Consider the following 19,765-nt stretch of genomic DNA (forward strand, 5'->3'; position numbering starts at 1 on the left):
TTTTAATAGCTTGTTGTAGAAATTTCACATTGGTAGCTCTGTCAGACACTTGAATATAATAGAAAATGAACACATCGTATTTGATAGATTGATGATATTAGTCTTGTGAATCTGCCTATACGTCGTTTGTAAAGTAGAGTTTGCAAAAAGTGGTATGTTTTTCTGTTTAATTTGCAGACTTTCTCAAATATTTTTGTATCTTTGCACACGTTTTAAAACAAGTTTTCTTAGAGCAAGATTGAACAATTAAATTATAGCTATATAAAGTTTATGTATTTCACACTTTTTGTTACCGTTTTGATAACGGCCGCATTCTTGGTAGTAGCAGCTTATGCTATTGCTAAGTGGATTGGTCCGCGTTCATACAATCCGGCGAAGGGTGAGCCTTACGAGTGTGGTATTCCGACTTACGGAACCTCTTGGTTACCAGTACATATCGGTTACTACCTCTTTGCTATCCTCTTCTTGATGTTTGACGTGGAGACTGTATTCCTCTATCCTTGGGCTGTTGTCGTAAAGACAATGGGACCACTCGCACTTGCTACGATTGGTTTCTTTATGCTGGTATTAGTATTTGGTCTTGCGTATGCTTGGCGGAAAGGAGCACTTGAATGGAAATAAGAAAGCCAAAAATCAAGTCTCTTCCATACGATGAATGGAAAGACAACGACACGCTTAGCAAAATGGCAAGCGATTTGAACGATGGTGGTACTAACCTCGTTCTCGGTAACTTAGACCAACTTATCAACTGGGGTCGTAGTAACTCTCTTTGGTCATTGACCTTTGCTACATCATGCTGTGGTATCGAGTTTATGTCTGTAGGTTGTTCACGTTATGACTTCTCCCGTTTCGGTTTTGAGGTAACACGTAACTCTCCTCGTCAGGCAGACTTGATTATGTGTGCCGGTACAATTACAAACAAGATGGCTCCAGCTTTGAAGCGTCTCTATGACCAGATGGCTGAACCAAAGTATGTAATTGCGGTTGGTGGTTGCGCTATCTCTGGTGGTCCGTTTAAGGATAGTTATCACGTTATGCGTGGTATTGATGAGATTATCCCTGTGGATGTTTATATCCCAGGTTGTCCTCCACGTCCAGAGGCTATCATCTATGGTATGATGCAGCTTCAGCGTAAGGTGAAGGTTGAGAAATTCTTCGGTGGTGTTAACCACAAGCAAACCGCTGAGGAGCGTGAGTTGGGTAAGAGTAATGCCGAACTTATCTTTAATGAGAAGTTGGGCATCAACCCTGAGGAGATTAAGGAAAAGCGTGAGGCAGCTTGGAATGAAGCTAAAAAGCCAGCTCCAAAGCCTGCTCGTCCTGTTGAGAAACCAGCTGCTGCAACTGTAAAGCCAGCTGATGCTCCTGCTAAACCAACAGAGGCTACTACTCCTTCTTCTGAGCCTGTTGCTCCAAAGAAAGATACGATTGTCGTTAATCAGCCAGTAACAAAAGAAGATGTTGAGACGCTGGGTAAGGAAATCGATCAGATTGATGCTGCAACTAAGGCTGCAGACGAGACTGCTACTAACAATTAATATATAAGGTACGCGAGAATGAAATTAGAAAATAAAGAATTCGGTTTTGATAGCTTTGCTTCAGAAATGGCAAGGCTGAAGAATGAGAAACATTTCGATTACCTTGTAACTGTTGTCGGCGAAGACTTTGGTGCAGAGGAAGGTCTTGGATGTATCTATATTCTTGAGAATACAAATACGCACGAGCGTTGTTCTGTTAAGCAGCTTGCAAAGAAGGTAGGAGAGGAGCATGTTATTCCTTCTGTCTACAATATTTGGGCTGATGCTGACTTGTTAGAGCGCGAGGTCTATGACTTCTATGGTGTTAAGTTCCTCGGTCACCCTGATATGCGTCGTCTCTACTTGAGAAATGACTTCCAGGGTTATCCACTCCGTAAGGACTATGACATGGATCCTGAAAAGAACATGTACACTACGGAGGATGATGTAGAACTCGACACAACTACAGAATGGAATCTTAATAAGAATGGTGAACTCGTTGGTACACAGCGTCCGCTGTTTACTGATGATAACTTTGTTGTGAATATTGGTCCTCAGCACCCATCTACTCACGGTGTGCTTCGTTTGCAGACGGTGTTGGATGGTGAAACTGTAACCAAGATTTATCCACACTTGGGTTATATCCATCGTGGTATTGAGAAACTTTGTGAACAATTCACATACCCTCAGACGTTGGCATTGACTGACCGAATGAATTATTTGTCAGCAATGATGCATCGTCATGCGCTTGTTGGTGTTATAGAGGAAGGTATGGGCATTGAGTTGTCTGACCGTATCCTCTACATCCGTACAATTATGGATGAGTTGCAGCGTATTGATAACCACCTTCTTTATACATCTTGTTGCGCTCAGGACTTGGGTGCTCTCACTGCTTTCCTTTATGGTATGCGTGATCGTGAGCATGTGCTGAATGTAATGGAGGAGACAACCGGTGGTCGTCTGATTCAGAACTATTATAGAATAGGTGGTTTGCAGGCTGATATTGATCCAAACTTTGTTTCAAATGTCAAAGAACTCTGCAAGTACTTGCGTCCAATGGTTCAGGAGTATCTGGATGTCTTTGGTGATAATGTTATTACCCACCAGCGTTTCCGTAATGTTGGTTTAATGAATGAGCAGGATTGCATCAGCTATGGTGTTACTGGTCCTGCTGGTCGTGCAAGTGGTTGGAAGAATGATGTTCGTAAGAACCATCCATACGCAATGTATGACAAGGTTAACTTTGAGCAGATTACCTTGACCCATGGCGATTCTATGGATCGTTACTATTGTCACATTCAGGAGATTTATCAGAGTCTTAACATCATTGAGCAGCTGATTGATAACATCCCTGAGGGTGAGTTCTATATTAAGCAGAAGCCAATCATCAAGGTTCCTGAAGGACAGTGGTACTTCTCTGTTGAGGGTGCAAGTGGTGAGTTTGGTGCTTATCTGGATTCACGTGGTGACAAGACTGCATATCGTTTGAAGTTCCGTCCTATGGGTTTGACACTTGTTGGTGCTATGGATAAGATGTTGCGTGGTCAGAAGATTGCCGACTTGGTGACTACTGGTGCTGCGCTTGACTTTGTTATTCCTGATATTGACCGCTAACAAGGTTATCATTAAAGTAATCAATTAAGAATTAAAATCATACTATGTTCGATTTTAGAATAGTAACAACATGGTTCGATGAGTTACTCCGCGTCACTTGTGGCTTGAGTAACTTCTGGACCGTTCTGATTGAGTGCGTTGCGGTGGGACTGGCAATACTTCTTGCTTATGCTCTACTTGCAATTGTACTTATCTTTATGGAGCGTAAGGTCTGCGCCTACTTCCAGTGCCGTATCGGTCCTGTCAGAGTAGGATGGTGGGGTACCTTGCAGGTCATTGCCGACGTATTGAAGATGTTGATTAAGGAGATTTTTGCTGTTGATAAGGCAGATAAACTGCTTTATTATCTGGCTCCTTTCTTAGTAATCATTGCATCTGTCGGTACATTCTCTTTCCTTCCTTGGAATAAGGGTGCTCATATCTTGGATTTCAATGTAGGTATCTTCCTCGTAACAGCAATCAGTTCTATTGGCGTGATTGGTGTGTTTATTGCAGGATGGGGTAGTAACAACAAGTATTCTGTCCTTTCTGCTATGCGTGGTGCTGTACAGATGATTTCATACGAGTTGTCTTTAGGTATTTGTTTGATTTCAGCAGTTATCCTGACAGGTACAATGCAGATTTCAGGTATTGTTGAAGCACAGACTGGTCCTTGGCAGTGGTTGATAGTACAGGGACATGTTCCTGCTACTTTGGCATTCCTCGTATTCTGTGTTGCTGGTAATGCAGAGGCTAACCGTGGTCCGTTCGACTTGGCAGAAGCTGAGAGTGAGTTGACTGCAGGTTACCACACTGAGTATAGTGGTATGGGATTCGGTTTCTACTATTTGGCAGAGTATCTTAATCTTTTTGTTGTAGCAGGTATTGCAACTACCGTATTCTTAGGTGGTTGGGCTCCTTTGAACATTGGATTAGATGGCTTTGATGCTGTTATGAATTATATTCCAGGCCTTGTATGGTTCCTTGGTAAGACATTCGCAGTTGTATTCTTGCTGATGTGGATTAGATGGACATTCCCACGTCTCCGTATCGATCAGATTCTGAAATTAGAGTGGAAGTATCTTATGCCACTATCATTGGTTATCCTTGTGTTGATGACTGTATGTGTTGCATTTGGATGGACAATTCACTATTAATGGTTAAAGAGAATGGAAGATAAAAAACAATCATATTTTGGTGAGGTCGGGAGTGCGCTCAAGACACTTGCTACGGGTATGAAGGTGACAATGAAGGAGTACTTCACACCAAAATCTACCGAGCAGTATCCTGAGAACCGCAAGACAACCCTTCACGTAGCCAAGCGTCACCGTGGCCGTTTGGTCTTCAAGCGTGACGAAGAAAAGAATCACAAGTGTACAGCTTGTACAATGTGTGAGAAGGCTTGTCCTAATGGTACTATCAAAATTCTTTCTGAGATGGTTACCAATGAAGAGACAGGTAAAAAGAAGAAGCAGCTCGTTGATTATGAGTATGACTTAGGTGATTGCATGTTCTGTGAGTTGTGTGTTAATGCCTGCAACTTTGATGCAATTGAGTTTACGAATGACTTCGAGAATTCTGTCTTCGACCGTTCTAAGTTAATTCTTCACCTTGATAAGGAAGTTTATGAAGGCGGATCACTGCCTGGTCTTATTGATGGTGGTGCTGACTGGAAGGTTGGAACATTCAATACTAAAAAGAAATAAAGGTTTAGAGATATGGCAAGATTAATTATGTTTGCGGTTCTCGCCGTTATTATACTGGCTTCAGCCGTATTCTGCGTGTCGACGAAGCGTATCATGCGAGCTGCGACAGCATTGCTGTTTGTGCTCTTTGGCGTTGCAGGTCTCTACTTCCTGCTCGATTACACATTCCTTGGTGCTGCTCAAATCAGTATCTATGCTGGTGGTATCACTATGATGTATATCTTTGCTATCCAGTTGGTAAGCAAGCGTACATTGCAGGGACTCTCTGAGCGTTGGTTAGGAAAGCGTACTTTCCTTGCAGCCTTCATTGCTTTAGTTGGATTTGGAACAGTAGTACTCGTTATGTTGAAGAATGAAGTTCTACGTCAAACTGTTGTGAGCGGAGATTCTTTATCAAATGAGGTTACAATGGAAACCATTGGTCATAACTTGATGACAGCTGATAAATATGGTTATGTTCTCCCATTCGAGTTCATTTCTGTATTCCTTTTGGCTTGCATCATCGGTGGCTTGGTAATTCTGAATAACAAAAATAAGGAGGAAAGCAAATGATACCAGTAGGATATTTCTTTGTCCTTAGTGGACTATTGTTCTTTATCGGAGTATTTGGTTTCGTAACCCGTCGCAACCTTGTTGCAATGCTTATTTCCGTAGAGTTAGTTCTCAATAGCGTTGATATCAACTTCGCTGCATTCAACCGTTTGCTTTTCCCTGATGGATATGAGGGTATGTTCTTTACGCTCTTCTCTATCGGTGTAAGCGCTGCCGAATCAGCTGTTGCACTCGCTATTATTATTAATGTTTACCGTCATTTCCACAGCGATCAGGTGAACAGTATTGAAAATATGAAATTATAAAGAGAAACAAATATGTTCGATTACGCATTTTTGATACTTCTTCTCCCGTTCCTAAGCGCTGTTGTGCTTGGCTTGTTCGGTATGAAGATGCCTCGCAAGGTCGCTGGTATTATCGGCACCTGTATGTTGGGTACACTATTTGTGCTTAGCCTCTATACAGCTTACCATTATTTTTTCTATACTGGTGAGTATACAGCTATGGGCGAGACCTTCAATGTAACAGATGGTCGTTTGGCAAATGGTACATACCCAACTGTTACAGTCTTCAACATTACATGGTTGAAGTTTACTGAGCTTTTGACATTCAATATTGGTTTCCGTCTTTCTCCAATCAGTGTGATGATGTTAATCGTCATTACTACTGTTAGCTTGATGGTTCACATCTATTCATTCGGTTATATGGCTGAACGTGATGAGAACTATAAGTTTGAGGAGTATGAGCATGGCTTCCAACGTTTCTATGCCTACCTGTCACTCTTTACGATGTCAATGCTTGGCCTCGTAGTAGCAACTAATATCTTTCAGATGTATCTCTTCTGGGAGTTGGTAGGTGTATGTTCATATCTGTTGATAGGATTCTATTATCCAAAGCACACAGCAGTACACGCCAGCAAGAAGGCATTTATTGTAACACGTTTTGCTGACTTATTCTTCTTGATAGGTATCTTGTTCTTTAGTTTCTATGTAGGAACATTCAACTATGACCTTAGTGTCAATCCTGATCTTGCAGAGACATTGAATGGCTTGGCAACTAATCCAGAGTTAGCTTGGGTACTCCCAACAGCTCTCTTCTTAATGTTCATTGGTGGTGCTGGTAAGTCTGCAATGTTCCCATTGCACATCTGGTTGCCAGACGCTATGGAGGGTCCAACACCAGTATCTGCATTGATTCACGCAGCTACAATGGTTGTTGCTGGTGTTTTCCAGGTAGCATCATTGTTGCCTATCTATGTACAGTTCGGTGCACAGGAGCAGCTCCACTGGATTGCTTGGATTGCAGCATTTACTGCTTTCTATGCCGCAGCAGTAGCTTGTGCTCAGCGTGACATTAAGCGTGGTTTGGCATTCTCTACTATCTCACAGATTGCTTACATGCTTGTTGCACTTGGTGTTTGTTTCTATGACAGTAAGCATGGTTCATTTAATAGCCCAGAGTATCTTCATCACGGAGGTCTCGGTTATATGGCAGCAATGTTCCACCTCTTCACTCATGCTATGTTTAAGGCATTGCTCTTCCTTTGCTCTGGTGCTATCATTGTTATCATTGGCAGCAACTTTAAGGAGTATATGGGAGGTTTGCACAAATACATGCCTATTACAAATATCTGTTTCTTGATTGGTTGTTTAGCAATTGCAGGTATTCCTCCATTTGCAGGCTTCTTCTCTAAGGATGAGATTATCTCAGCATGTAATGCACTTCCTGGTGTAGAAGGTCAGGCTTTGAAGTGGATTATGACACTCGTAGCTGGTATGACAGCATTCTACATGTTCCGTCTCTACTATGTAATCTTCTGGGGAGAGTCTTACTATGAGCAGGACCCAGAGAATCGTCGTCGTCCACAGGAAGTTCCTTTCGTAATGTGGGGTCCATTGGTATTTCTTGCAATTATCTCTATCACTGCAGGTTGGATTCCATTCGGTCACTTTGTTAGTGCTAATGGTCTCAGCTATGATATTCATCTTGACTGGAGCATTGCTACAACCAGTATCATAGCAGCAGTTATCGGTATTGCTCTTGCAACTTGGATGTACATGGGCAAGAAACAGCCTGTTGCTGATGCTTTGCAACGTACATTCCCACGTTTGCACAAGGCTGCCCTCAACAGATTCTATATTGATAATGCATGGCAGTTCTTTACACACAAGATCGTGTTCCGTTGCTTCTCTATTCCAATAGCATGGTTTGATCGTCATGTTATTGATGGTACTTTCAACTTTATGGCTTGGGGTACACAAGAGGCTGGTGAGTCACTTCGCTCATGGCAGAGTGGCGACGTACGCCAGTATGCTGTATGGTTTATTACCGGTGCAGTAGCATTAACATTAGTATTACTTTGCTTGATTTAAAGAAATGAGTTGGATATTAACTGTATTTGTAATTATCCCCGTCCTGATGCTTTTCGCCCTTTGGGTTGCGAAGAACGATAATCAGGTACGCGGCGTGATGGTAGCCGGCTCTACGGCACTTTTGATAGGTGCAATCTGGCTGACTGTTTATTTCGTTCAGCAGCGCAACGCAGGTAATCATGATGCGATGCTGTTGACAAACTCCGTAATGTGGTTTAAGCCTCTAAATATCGCCTTCTCTGTAGGTGTAGATGGTATCTCTGTTGTAATGATTTTACTTTCTGCAATCATCGTCTTCACAGGTACTTTTGCCAGCTGGCAGCTTGAACCAATGAAGAAGGAGTACTTCCTTTGGTTTGTACTCTTGTCTTCAGGTGTATTTGGCTTCTTTATCTCTACGGATATGTTCACCATGTTCATGTTCTACGAGGTAGCTCTTATTCCTATGTACCTCCTCATCGGTGTATGGGGTACTGGTCCAAAGGAGTACTCAGCAATGAAGCTTACCTTGATGTTGATGGGTGGTTCTGCTCTCTTGGTACTCGGTATTCTTGGTATCTACTACTTCAGTGGTGCTACCACAATGGATGTAATCGAGTTGGCACGTTTACACGCTATGCCAAAGGATGTACAGAACATTTTCTTCCCATTGGTGTTCATTGGTTTCGGTGTACTTGGTGCATTGTTCCCATTCCACACATGGTCTCCTGACGGTCATGCCTCAGCCCCTACAGCCGTATCAATGCTCCACGCTGGTGTATTGATGAAGCTTGGTGGTTATGGTTGCTTGCGTATCGCAATGTTCCTTATGCCTGACGCATTGGAGATGTGGGCACCAATCTTCCTCGTGTTGACAACTATCTCTGTAGTATATGGTGCACTTTCAGCTTGTGTACAGACCGACTTGAAGTATATCAATGCATACTCTTCAGTTTCACACTGTGGTATGGTACTCTTCGCTTTGGTTATGACTACACAGACAGCTATCACAGGTGCAATCCTACAGATGCTTTCACACGGTTTGATGACAGCCTTGTTCTTTGCATGTATCGGTATGATTTATCACCGTGCAGGAACACGTGATGTTCGTTACCTTGGAGGTCTTATGAAGGTTATCCCATTCTTGGCTGTATCTTATGTGGTAGCAGGTCTTGCTAACCTTGGTTTGCCAGGTTTCTCAGGTTTCGTTGCTGAGATGACAATCTTCGTAGGTTCATTCGAGAATGCAGGAACATTCCATCGTGTAGCAACAATCATTGCTTGTACAGCAATTGTAATTACAGCTGTTTACATCTTACGAGTGGTAGGAAAGATTCTCTTCCAGAAAATTCCAAATAAGAAGTTCTATGAGTTACATGATGCAACATGGGACGAGCGATTCGCTATTGGCTGCTTAATCTTCTGTGTTGCAGGTTTAGGTCTCTGCCCACTCTTCTTTGAGAATATGATTATGGATGCGGTTCATCCTATCTTTGATCACATCTTTACATATATACCAAATTTGGGTAATCTTTAATAAACTGGCGAAATGAATTATAGTGATTTCTTTAAGATGATTCCGGAGGCAAGTCTTATTGCCATCCTGATTGTTTTGTTCGTTGCTGACTTTGTAACGGCAAAGACTGAAGAACGCAAGTGGTTCAACCCGCTGGCTTCTGTACTCTTGCTTCTGAACACATTTGTGTGTCTTTGTCCTATGGGCCCACAGAGTCTGTTCGGTGGTATGTATGAAACAACACCTGCTGTTGATGTAATGAAGGCAATCCTTTCTATGGGTACCTTTATTGTTGTGGTTCAGAGTCGTGTTTGGGCTGCAAAGAGTGGTAAAGAAGCTGAGTTTTATATGCTCATCGTTTCAACATTGCTCGGTATGTTCACCATGATGAGTGCAGGTAACTTCTTGATGTTCTTCCTTGGTCTTGAAATGGCATCTGTGCCTTTGGCATGTACTGTTGCCTTCGATATGTATCGCAAGAACTCTGCAGAGGGTGCAGCTAAGTTTATCTTGACAGCAACCTTCTCGAGTGGTGTAATGCTCTATGGTATCAGCTTCCTTTATGGACAGTTCGGTACACTTTACTTTGCTGATATTGCTACAAAGATGGAGGCAACTCCATTGGCAATTATGGGTCTCGTGTTCTTCTTTAGTGGTCTTGGTTTTAAGATTTCTCTTGTTCCATTCCACTTCTGGACAGCTGATACCTATCAAGGCGCACCAACAACCGTTACTGGTTATTTGAGTGTAATCTCAAAAGGTGCTGCAGCTTTCACATTGTTGAGTATTCTTTTCCATGTCTTCGGTGGTTTGATGGAGTATTGGCATGTGTTGCTGATGATTGTAGTTGTTCTTTCAATTACTATTGCCAACCTCTTTGCCGTACGTCAGAATGAATTGAAGCGTTTCATGGCGTTCAGTTCTATCTCACAGGCAGGTTATATTATGTTGGCTGCAGTCGGTAATAATTGGGCAAACTCAGTAGCCGCTCTTAGCTACTATGTTTTGATTTATGTTGTTGCTAACATGGCAGTCTTCACAATCATTTCAGTTGTAGAGCAGAACAATGGTGGTAAGACTAATATAGATGATTACAATGGTTTCTATCAGACCAACCCACGTCTGAGCTTCTTGATGACCTTAGCAATGTTCTCACTCGGTGGTATTCCTCCGTTTGCAGGTATGTTCTCTAAGTTCTTCATCTTCATGTCAGGTGTTAATGGTGCTGACATCAACACCACAATGGGAGCATGGGCTTACGGAGTTGTATTCATCGCATTGCTCAACACTGTTATCTCACTCTACTACTATCTTAAGATTGTAAAGGCAATGTATATTGTTCGTACAGACAACCCATTGCCAACCTTCAAGAGTGATTGTAACACTAAGTTTGCGTTGGCTGTTTGCATGGCAGGAATTCTCCTCTTTGGTGTTTGCAGCTTTGTATATGAGTGGATTGCAGCAGCAGTTTAATAGGCAACAGACTTATTAAATAAGTATATAAATTGCCCAAGGGTTTCGGTAAATCCTTGGGCGATTTTTTGTTGATTATGTCTTTTGATGGGTAAGAGATGATACCGCTTTCTGTATCAGTAAGTCATTAATCTCTTATTATATGATTATTATAATGCTCTCTCCCTCTCATCTTTTTCTGATGTATTATTATTTAGCACATATCGTGTTTGTGCCCAGCACGTGTTGTGCTGATGGTAAACACCAATGGTGCTAAGTACAGAATAGCTTGTAATAGGTTATCAATTACTCGCAAAAACATTTACATAAATATAGTCATATAAGCTTCAAGAAAGTAATATTGCTGTCCGATAAAACCTCTACATGCTGCAATACTCTCTCTCAATCCAGCTGAAATGCACATGATTAGTTCTAATTTCAAATTCCAAGCCCCCCTAGAATAATGACAACTCTTCTGGTGGGGCTTTTACCTGGGTAATCAATCTATCCCAGTCTCTATGTGGCTGCTCAAAGAATCTTTGTATTGAGACATAACTCATAAGTAGAATTCTTATCATTGTTGCCAAGCCTGAGAAACTCCAAGGTCTCTTTATTTTGTCCTTCATTAGTGTTATAAGCAGGTTGGCTATAAGCGTAATCCATATTTGTATTTTTATAGCATTCGCACTCTCTCCATAGAAGTATCTTAGAGGGAAATTCTGTTTTATTTGCTTAAATAAGGTTTCTATTTGCCATCGTTTCTTATAGATAGCAATAATATCTTCTGTCGACATCTGAGAATCATTGGTCAGCAGAGATATTAATCTGATTTTCCCTTTCTTAGTCTTATCCTGATATGTAATTTTTCTTGCTTTATGGTAGATATCTTTTTCCTTTGTATGCTTATGAAAGATAATGGTTTCTACATGTACAGCTCCATAATCTGTTGTCATCTCATAATCTGTATCAGCAATTCTTTCAAAGCTAAGATTACTTTTCATCTTAGTTACATATATAACGCCTCTTTGCGTGAGTTCTGAGAACTTTTCATAGTTGATATAGGCCCTGTCAAAAGCAATCAGTTCCTCATTGGCGTATCGTTTTGGAATAAGTGCAAATTGGTCATGACTGGCTGCGGATGTGAACTTGATATCGCTTGGAACATTCTCATTGGCGAATATCTCTGTATGTACTTTTATTCCACCCTTTTTCTTACCAGTTTTGGGGTTACGTCCTACACCTTTAAAGACCAAGTTAGAAAACAGACTTATTGTCGTAGAATCTATTATCTTTAGATTCTTCAGCCATTTAGGCTGTCCACAATTTCGGCTGTCCGAGTAAAGCTCATGGCGGTATTTCTCATATAAGTTCATATAGATTGAACCGAATATCTCGGAATCTCGACGTTTGTTTGCATCTGACAAGGTACTTCGATAAGGAAAATGCTTTAAACTAAGATGATTAAAGCGATTAACATTAGCAAAGAGAGAGGCCTTTATCTCACGCAGAGAGTCTAAACGCATCATTACTGCATAAAGCATGACGACAAGATGATGCCATGCGTCAAACTTCTTTATATAGTGTTCACCTCCCTGAGCTTGGCTCAGAGATGCAAGTTCCAAAACGAAGTGCAATAAAAGAGTGTCCCTCTCCGAGCAGATGTACAACACCGCGAACCAGCATATCTATGACATGTTGAGCGGCGGAAAGAGCCTTGCCAAACAGCAAATTACAGAACGAATGGCTGAAAAAGGCTTACCTTCGGACACTGTTTTTATGAACCTTTTTTGGAGAATACCGAATGCGAGGCACTCATTTGCAGCGGCCCTGAAGTGGGAAACGCACATACCTACATGCTCTTAGACGAGCGAGTAGCCCCTATACCCTTACCCACAAAAGACGAGGCGTTGAGCATATTGGCACGCAATTACTTTAGAAGTCATGCCCCAGCAACGTTAGACGACTTCTGTTGGTGATCGGGATTGTCAGTGAAAGAGGCGCGATTGGGCGTTGAAATTATTGAAAAAGAGTTTCAAAAGGTCGTTTTCAACGATAAAACTTATCTGCTGCACGAATCTTCTTCAATCGGCATCAAAGAGAAAGAAAGATTTATCTTTCTGTCTGCTTACGACGAATACATCATTGCCTACAAGTATCGCGGCGATGTTTTGCAAGCTTCTCACAACAGCAAAGCATTTACTAACGGTGTTTTCTTTCCCCTTATCCTACAAAATGGTAGGGCGACGGATAATTGGAAAATGACTTTGACACGCCGAAACATCGCCATCAACACATCTTACTTTGATAACAACGCCCCCAACAAATTTGTCTGCGGCTGAAGAAAAAGCCCGTTTGCAACTTATTTCGTTCCATAACTAACGGTAAAGATACCGAAGTTATCGAGTTTCATGCCATATTTGGTTAAGCCATAAAAGGCGAAAAGACTGTCTAGTTCGCGTTGCGAACGCCGCCGCATAATCCAATCACGCTCTTGATGGTTGTTTAATACGAAAGCAATCATTTTTAACTGAGGGTGCCAAGGCTGACCAGTATAGACCAAAAAGCCGCCCGGTTGCAGTGCGGATAAAGCACCAGAGATGGCCTTACAAACAAGCTCGTTATCACCAAACAGCTCAAATATACCAGAAATAATAACAATATTAGGTTCAAAATTCAGCTGTCGATATGAGTCTTTATTAAAACAATCAAGACGAGTAAACCGTATATTTTGAAGTCCTTGCTGTTGTATCTGTGCCTCGCCGAAAGCAATATTTGCTTCCGAAAAGTCGTTTATAACCACTTCTATTTCCGGAAACTTGCGTTTGATGTCGAACAAATAATTACCCGTCCCACCGGCAATATCGAGTATTTTCACGGGTTCATTGCGCTGTTTAAGCGTTTCAATACGCTCTTCTACGGTTGCGATGAGATGCTCTCGTCGTATTCTTACTCCTCGCCAACCAATGGCGTTAAGATAGCCTTTGTCTATCCATCGCCCAATTGGTCCGCATCCCTGTGCTTGGTTGCGATAAACATAATCCAGAGACATACCCGAATCAAAACCATATTTTAGTCCCACACGCATTCCTTTACTAAGAAATCCCAAGTGATGGAGCATCCATTTCTGCATCCGAAAGCCCCAACGTTCAATTCGGGGAAGCATATTCAAAGTCATTTTGTTATACTCGTCAACTGTAAATTTATCAGGCATACAGGTCGCCGGCGGTTGTTCGAGTGAGAAACAGCGGTTAATAAACTCAGCAATAGGATTGTAAACCTGCTCACGTTGCGTTTCAAACAATAGCCCGTGATAAAACCCTTTAAGCTTGACAAACCGCTTTTGGGTGGAGCTGATGTCAACAAAAAACCGCTTTTGCATATCGTCTTTCACCACGTAATCTTTACCGGCAGAGAGCAATAGCGTCGGTATGGTTATGGCAGCAGCATCTTCTACTATACGCTTTCCTGCTTTCAGCAAATCCAAGAGATAGTGCGCATCAATTTCTCTAGTAATTAGCGGGTCGGTGTCGTACGCCTTTTGCTGTTCCACATCATGTGTCAACACCTTCGATTTTACATAACTGGGCACTGTTAGGTGTTTGAAGAGCCGCGCTGCCAACGCAATTCCCGTCTTTGCAAAAGGCACATATAACTTAATGGTAAACGCAGGAGCAAGAAGTGCCATACCAGCAATACGGGGCGCAAAGTCGTGACACCACGCCGAAACAATTACACCTGCAATGCTGTTAGCCACCACAAAGATGTCTCTCTCAACAATTCCATACTGCTCATAGAGGTATTTTACGAAAGCATCCAAGTCGCGTACATAGTCCATAAAATGGGGCGAAACGGATTGCGAAGTATGCCCCAGTCCACGCATATCAAAGCCAAAGATGTTGAAATGCACAAATTGCTCGTTCTCGGCAAAGGCTTGCAAACGTCCCGAATGTTCGTGCCCGCGATGCAATATCACAATGGTTTTCTGCGAAGGGTTGTAATTCCACACCCTATAAAAAATATCTGCGTTGTCAAAACTCTTAAATGTTCCTGTTTCCATTTTTATCTTTGGTTAAATTTTTACTTATCATTAACTGCACCGTTTCACCTATTCGGCGACTCCGAAAACGGCCCATTGCACAATGAATATATAGCTTTCGAGGCACATCTTCGGCTTTCATCTTCTCTAAAACCGTATTTACAATACGCTCCTCACAGGCTTTGGGGATAGTGGCAATATCCAAAAGCGGAAAGCAATGGTAATTTGCCGATGTGCGAAAGTAGGCGTTTTCGGGTAATTCGGCTGAAAGGTCGAACACCGAAACCTCTCCCAACATGGCGAATTTCCGAGCAGAACGGCATGAAAGCAAGCCTCCAACGAAGATGTTGGGTGCAATTTCTACAGGTGCCTGACGAGAAAACAACCACAATATGCGATACACTGCGATATAGGGAAAATAGAAAATATAACGCAAAAAACCGATGCAACCGTGGTCGTCTTTAAGAAAATGTCGATTAGAGCGATAATAAGCACGGCCCAATAAAAGCAAGACGAGTATGCCCCACAATAAAAAAATACTTCCTAAAACAGAATGTTCGATGGCAAACAATAACGCCGTCAACCCCACAGCGGCAACAAAAAAGTAAACCGTTGCTATTTGTTGGTTGCGCTTTTTACGGTAAGGAAACATCCATAACGTCAGAAAACCTGCCATCAAACCAGTAGTAATATCGATGAAATGGTGCTGATACACCAAAAGGGTAGACAGCATTAACAACACCAACCACATTCTCAGTAAGTTTCTGAACCTGCTATTTCGCACCCCACTCCAAAAGATGCAGGCATAACCTATATGTAAAGACGGGACCTGATTAAAAGGTGTATCGTACGTATTGATGAAAGAAAACAAGATATGGGCTGTTTCCGGACGTACAAAACTTTGTTTTAACGGAAAAATAATAAAACAAATTCCCGATAAAACGGTTATAAAAACGATGCGTTTACTTAATGTCGACAGCTGCCGAAAAGTATTGCAGAGGAAGAAAACCCATATAAAAAACACCACACTACTGCTATAAAAATAGATGGCAAAAGGTACAAACGGTATGGCTTTTTCAAACGAAAAGCAAAGCGAAGACACCTCTTTAAGCGATGCCGCATAGCTTGCAGCAAAAGTATAAACAGCATAGAATACACCCCAACAAATAACAAGGGCGATGTATTTGCTTACTTGCAAGCATTTGTTATCTATACCGCAACGCTGCATCAAACCGTTTGGCAAGGGCCGCTTACACGTCCATACAGTTTTGTTGTTTATTTGGGAATGCTCCATAATGTCTTTCGGTGCATAAAAGCCGATAACAAACAAGTGGGTAAAAGCGAAAGAAAAGCGATGGAAAGGCGCATTTTTGGCGGAAACACCACCTGTTCTTTGCGCTGCGCTATGGCCTTTGTCATTGTTTCAACAGCCCGATTTAAGGGCATGCAGAACGGACATTTGGAAAGGTCATTACGGTATATCTCTCTCAATCGTGGCGTGTCTATGTAGCCCGGAACAAGTGTTGTAACCGTTATTTGATAGTCGGCAAAACTTCGGCGATAAGCATCGGCTATCTGTATCAATGCTCTTTTGCACTTGGCATATACGCTTGCGCACGGATAATGCAACAATCCTGCCACCGAAGCAATCACTACCAAATGTCCGCCGGATGCATTCATTGCTTCTCGTGCCACTTCCATCGCATTCAATGCACCCGCGATATTAACCTTCAACATTTGTGAAGTCTGCTCAAAATCCACTTCTTCAGTAACGCCGTTACGGTAATATCCAGCAGCAACAATCATCATGTCCAACCCCTTATCGGCACAAAACACTTCTACGGCAACGGTTAATGCGTCCTTATCACACACATCCAGCTGGTATGCAAGCAACAGTTTGTTAACCTCATCACTCCTGTCTATTCGTGCCGTATTTCGTCCGCACACCCCCACCCGATGGCCTTTGGCAGCATAAAACCGCGCCAAGGCCAAGCCGATACCCGATGTTCCGCCCGTAATAAAGATGTTCATACCTGTTTGTTTTTAAAATGTTGGGCAACCCTATCGTATCCGTATTGCCATTGAAAGTTCATATCTTTTACAAACTGGGCATAGGTTTTGGGCAGTTTCAGTTCTACCTGGAGCTTCAGAAGATTGATGTTTTTTTCGATGTAATGGCCCGAAAGTGCCTGGTTCATGTCGGCCGTGTCTACCCAATAGTTCACCGAATGCGTCATCACTTCTTGTAATCGGCGGTTTCCACTATATCCAAATACGGCTCTAATAAGTGCCTCGTCGATGGTGCCAAACCCTTTTTTCTTCTCAAAGATAATTGTTTCGCCAAGTTGTTCGGCCAGTTCTATGGGCATCAAATCAATAATTCCGCCCGCAAAATAGGCACCTTTGTAATGCACGGGCTGAACGTAGAACATATCCGAAACAGATATTCGGGTGGCAATGGGTAAGGGAACATCTTGAAACAGCTCAACTTGCGAGTCGATGGCACTACCCTCATAGCTTTTAAAATTGCAGTTAACAGCCGGCAAATCGATGTTTCTAGCTGTCTCGGCATCGGTAAAAAGCACCTTCCGATAAAGTTTTCTTCCGTTTCTTTCTTTACCGATGTCAGCCCTGTCAAACAACAATCGGGCACCTACTACGATGGTGGGAAGGGTTGGTCGAACAGCCAACGAGGGCAAAAGCGGGCGTATGTCGGTGGGCATGTCTACGATAAATTTATCGAAAATATTTTCTATATAAGGAGCATAGAATGTGTTTCGCACCTTGCGCTGGCAATAGACACCTATCTTATACAGCATTTTGAAACGTGTCATTCGGGTGTTTTGCACAAAGCGATACAGCTCTTCCGACTGTATAAAGGCCTTTCGCTGCTCGTCGGTAGCAAACGAGTTGATGATGTTGGCAGCGATACTGCCACCGCAAGCGGCAATCAGCAGGTCGGGCTTTACACCATAATGTTGCATCGCCGCATACATGCCGAGATACAAAGCATAACGTGTACCACCGCCAGAAAAAACCGCAACCGTTGGATAAGGTTTCTTTTTCATACTCCACTGCTTATCAATACCATCGGTTTACTCAGGCATTTGCGAATTCCTGGTTACTTTTAACGTCTTCTTTATCCTAATCCACGTGCTGAGTACAAGCAACAAATCGATAACCCCAAAGATGTAAACGGAATATCCTGAAAGGTTTATACCAAACAAACAGACCACCCCGTAGAGGCCGAGAACGAAAGCACGGTCGCTCTTGCCCATCGGACCATCATACCGTCGTTCTGCCGACAGCACCTTTCCCATCACTCCTGCGTATTCATTAATAATGCTGAGGGCAATGAAAGCCACAATAAAATAAAGACTTTCGGGATGATACTTCAACAGCGGAAAATAAATAATGGTGTCCGAAACGACATCACCCACTTCGTTTAACAGCTCTCCCTTTCGGGTTATTTGATTGTAACGACGAGCCATCATGCCGTCTAAGGCATTCAGGGCCATACGTATCAGCAGTCCCACAGGCAGGCAAAGGTAGAGCCATGTACCCACATCGCCCGCAAACCAAAACAAAATGCCGATGACAAGTGAGAGGACACAAGCCCACAAGGTGATTTGGTTGGCAGTAACTTTTGCACGATGCAACAACTCTAAAATAGGCGTTAACACCCGTTGAAACTGCGGTTTGATGGAATAGACAGATATCATAAGTACTTTGTTTTACATGAATATTCTTAATTCCGCAACACTATTATAAATTAAACTTTTTAAGTACCAGAGCAACAAAAAGTTGCTCAGGATTTTGCCATGTCAGAGTTTTCACTTATCTTAGTGTTGCAAAAAAAAAACAAGAGAATCCGACGATGGACATGGCAAAGATACAAATTAAATCTGAGAGACTCACTCCTTTTGGGGTGTTATTTTCAATCATGGAGCAATTTGACTCCACACATTATCATCTGTAATCGACTCAACCCTCGGTCTAAGGTGTAAATCGTTCGGTTATCAGTACAGCGAAATCATTCGTTCTCTCATGAGTATCTACTTCTGTGGCGGATCATGTACCCCAGGATGTCACTACTCATTTGATGAACCACCTCTCGCTTCATCTGACACTTCGCACTTGTAGCTCTGATACTATCCTCAGAGCGATAAAGGAGTTGACGCAAGAAAACATTTCATAGACATCAGATATGGGCAAGACCTACGATTTCAATACGGCTGACACTCTCAATACTTTATTGCTCAATTGTATATTTGCATCTGGCTAACTGAAAGGGAGTGAGATGTATGATGTTGATTTCGACCATCAGATCATAGAGATAGAGAAGTATGATGCAAAGCCTACATACAAGAAGTTCTTTGGTTATCGCCCTGGCGTGTCGGTTATTGGCGATTTGATAGTCGGTATAGAGAATAGCAATGGTAACACAAATGTTCGTTTCCATCAGAAGAACACGCAGAAGAGGTTCTTTGAGAGATTTGAACAAAATGGGCTCATTATCAATCGCTTCAGAACTGATTGTGGAGCATGCTCCAAGGAAATCGTGGAGGAAATAGAAAAACACAGCAAGTCCTTCTATATCCGTGCTAACCGCTGCAGTTCGATCTACAATGACACCTTTGCTCTCAAAGGCTGGAAAACAGAGGAAATCAATGGCATTGAGTTTGAATTGAACTCTATCCTTGTTGAGAAGTGGAAGGGTAAAGCATACCGACTTGTGATTCAAAGACAGAAACGGATGGATGGTATGCAGGATTTTTGGGAATAATACTGCGTATTGCCTCAAGTCACATTGTGGGGTAAGGGGATATTGTAGGCAGAAGTGGGTGTTTCAAATTCAAATTATCTGCAAATTCAGTAATGAGAGGATGTGTAAATGCAATAAGGATGTTGAAAGGCTTAGTTGCGGATTTGAGGTACTATAAATTTGATAATAGGTTTTGCTTTTATAGACATTGTGTTTACAACTCATAGTATCACCATATAATAAGGTATAAAGCTAAGATTTTTAGTAATAAGAATAT

Annotated in this window: 16 protein-coding genes and 3 pseudogenes; 13 read left to right on the forward strand and 6 right to left on the reverse strand. The window is 42.2% G+C overall.

Annotated elements, in window-relative coordinates; genetic code table 11:
- Positions 1-270 precede the first annotated feature (270 nt).
- Genes PMEL_RS03080 through PMEL_RS03125 form a run of 10 tightly spaced genes read left to right on the forward strand, consistent with a single transcriptional unit; the run spans position 271 to position 10,708 of the window.
- Positions 271-621: an NADH-quinone oxidoreductase subunit A gene (locus tag PMEL_RS03080; protein ID WP_120173924.1), complete on the forward strand. Its 351-nt coding sequence runs from the start codon at positions 271-273 to the stop codon at positions 619-621.
- A complete protein-coding gene (locus PMEL_RS03085; RefSeq protein WP_120173925.1) occupies positions 612-1,538 on the forward strand; it encodes an NADH-quinone oxidoreductase subunit B in 927 nt (308 codons plus the stop codon). The genes PMEL_RS03080 and PMEL_RS03085 overlap by 10 nt, the downstream gene beginning before the upstream one ends.
- 18 nt (positions 1,539-1,556) lie before the next feature.
- A complete protein-coding gene (locus tag PMEL_RS03090; protein ID WP_120173926.1) occupies positions 1,557-3,131 on the forward strand; it encodes an NADH-quinone oxidoreductase subunit C in 1,575 nt (524 codons plus the stop codon).
- A gap of 44 nt (positions 3,132-3,175) precedes the next feature.
- Positions 3,176-4,267, forward strand: a complete 1,092-nt coding sequence (gene nuoH, locus PMEL_RS03095; protein WP_120173927.1) for an NADH-quinone oxidoreductase subunit NuoH — start codon at positions 3,176-3,178, stop codon at positions 4,265-4,267.
- A gap of 12 nt (positions 4,268-4,279) precedes the next feature.
- Positions 4,280-4,816, forward strand: coding sequence for a 4Fe-4S dicluster domain-containing protein (locus PMEL_RS03100; protein ID WP_120173928.1), 537 nt, complete (start codon positions 4,280-4,282; stop codon positions 4,814-4,816).
- Positions 4,817-4,828: 12 nt separating this feature from the next.
- Positions 4,829-5,368 carry an NADH-quinone oxidoreductase subunit J gene (locus PMEL_RS03105; RefSeq protein WP_120173929.1) on the forward strand — a complete coding sequence of 180 codons (540 nt, stop codon included), beginning with the start codon at positions 4,829-4,831 and terminating at the stop codon, positions 5,366-5,368.
- Positions 5,365-5,673, forward strand: a complete 309-nt coding sequence (gene nuoK / locus PMEL_RS03110; RefSeq protein WP_004360908.1) for an NADH-quinone oxidoreductase subunit NuoK — start codon at positions 5,365-5,367, stop codon at positions 5,671-5,673. The genes PMEL_RS03105 and nuoK overlap by 4 nt, the downstream gene beginning before the upstream one ends.
- Before the next feature lie 12 nt (positions 5,674-5,685).
- Complete coding sequence (locus PMEL_RS03115) at positions 5,686-7,740, forward strand: NADH-quinone oxidoreductase subunit L (RefSeq protein WP_120173930.1); 2,055 nt, start codon at positions 5,686-5,688, stop codon at positions 7,738-7,740.
- Between the two features lie 4 nt (positions 7,741-7,744).
- Positions 7,745-9,256, forward strand: a complete 1,512-nt coding sequence (locus PMEL_RS03120) for a NuoM family protein (RefSeq protein ID WP_120173931.1) — start codon at positions 7,745-7,747, stop codon at positions 9,254-9,256.
- Between the two features lie 12 nt (positions 9,257-9,268).
- The gene (locus PMEL_RS03125; RefSeq protein ID WP_120173932.1) at positions 9,269-10,708 is read left to right on the forward strand and encodes an NADH-quinone oxidoreductase subunit N; all 1,440 of its coding nucleotides are present in this window, start codon (positions 9,269-9,271) and stop codon (positions 10,706-10,708) included.
- Positions 10,709-11,142: 434 nt separating this feature from the next.
- Here PMEL_RS03125 and PMEL_RS03130 read toward each other — a convergent pair whose 3' ends face one another.
- Positions 11,143-12,309 carry an IS4 family transposase gene (locus tag PMEL_RS03130; protein WP_231999401.1) on the reverse strand — a complete coding sequence of 389 codons (1,167 nt, stop codon included), beginning with the start codon at positions 12,307-12,309 and terminating at the stop codon, positions 11,143-11,145.
- A 210-nt stretch (positions 12,310-12,519) separates the two neighbouring features.
- On the opposite strand from PMEL_RS03130, the pseudogene PMEL_RS03135 reads away from it, so the two are divergent.
- Positions 12,520-13,026: pseudogene (locus tag PMEL_RS03135) on the forward strand (DNA glycosylase AlkZ-like family protein).
- 20 nt (positions 13,027-13,046) lie between these two features.
- On the opposite strand, the gene PMEL_RS03140 reads toward PMEL_RS03135, so the two are convergent.
- Genes PMEL_RS03140 through PMEL_RS03160 form a run of 5 tightly spaced genes read right to left on the reverse strand, consistent with a single transcriptional unit; the run spans position 13,047 to position 18,445 of the window.
- Positions 13,047-14,744, reverse strand: a complete 1,698-nt coding sequence (locus tag PMEL_RS03140; protein WP_009011241.1) for a bifunctional alpha/beta hydrolase/class I SAM-dependent methyltransferase — start codon at positions 14,742-14,744, stop codon at positions 13,047-13,049.
- Positions 14,725-16,017 carry a phosphatase gene (locus PMEL_RS03145; protein WP_120173933.1) on the reverse strand — a complete coding sequence of 431 codons (1,293 nt, stop codon included), beginning with the start codon at positions 16,015-16,017 and terminating at the stop codon, positions 14,725-14,727. Before PMEL_RS03145 ends, PMEL_RS03140 begins: the two co-directional genes overlap by 20 nt.
- Positions 15,999-16,754 (reverse strand): SDR family NAD(P)-dependent oxidoreductase, encoded by a 756-nt coding sequence (locus PMEL_RS03150; RefSeq protein ID WP_120173934.1) that lies wholly within the window; start codon positions 16,752-16,754, stop codon positions 15,999-16,001. The genes PMEL_RS03145 and PMEL_RS03150 overlap by 19 nt, the downstream gene beginning before the upstream one ends.
- Complete coding sequence (locus PMEL_RS03155; protein WP_089366022.1) at positions 16,751-17,791, reverse strand: patatin-like phospholipase family protein; 1,041 nt, start codon at positions 17,789-17,791, stop codon at positions 16,751-16,753. Before PMEL_RS03155 ends, PMEL_RS03150 begins: the two co-directional genes overlap by 4 nt.
- Before the next feature lie 27 nt (positions 17,792-17,818).
- On the reverse strand, positions 17,819-18,445 hold the full coding sequence (locus PMEL_RS03160; RefSeq protein WP_120173935.1) for a CDP-alcohol phosphatidyltransferase family protein: 627 nt from the start codon (positions 18,443-18,445) through the stop codon (positions 17,819-17,821).
- Between the two features lie 161 nt (positions 18,446-18,606).
- Here PMEL_RS03160 and PMEL_RS03165 point away from each other — a divergent pair.
- Positions 18,607-19,506 (forward strand): annotated as a pseudogene (locus PMEL_RS03165) (IS1380 family transposase); the annotation flags it as partial.
- Positions 19,500-19,715: pseudogene (locus PMEL_RS12310) on the forward strand (hypothetical protein). The pseudogenes PMEL_RS03165 and PMEL_RS12310, both read left to right, overlap by 7 nt.
- The last annotated feature ends 50 nt before the right edge of the window (positions 19,716-19,765 follow it).

Source organism: Prevotella melaninogenica (genome assembly GCF_003609775.1).
In the GTDB taxonomy this organism is placed as follows: Bacteria; Bacteroidota; Bacteroidia; order Bacteroidales; family Bacteroidaceae; genus Prevotella; species Prevotella melaninogenica_A.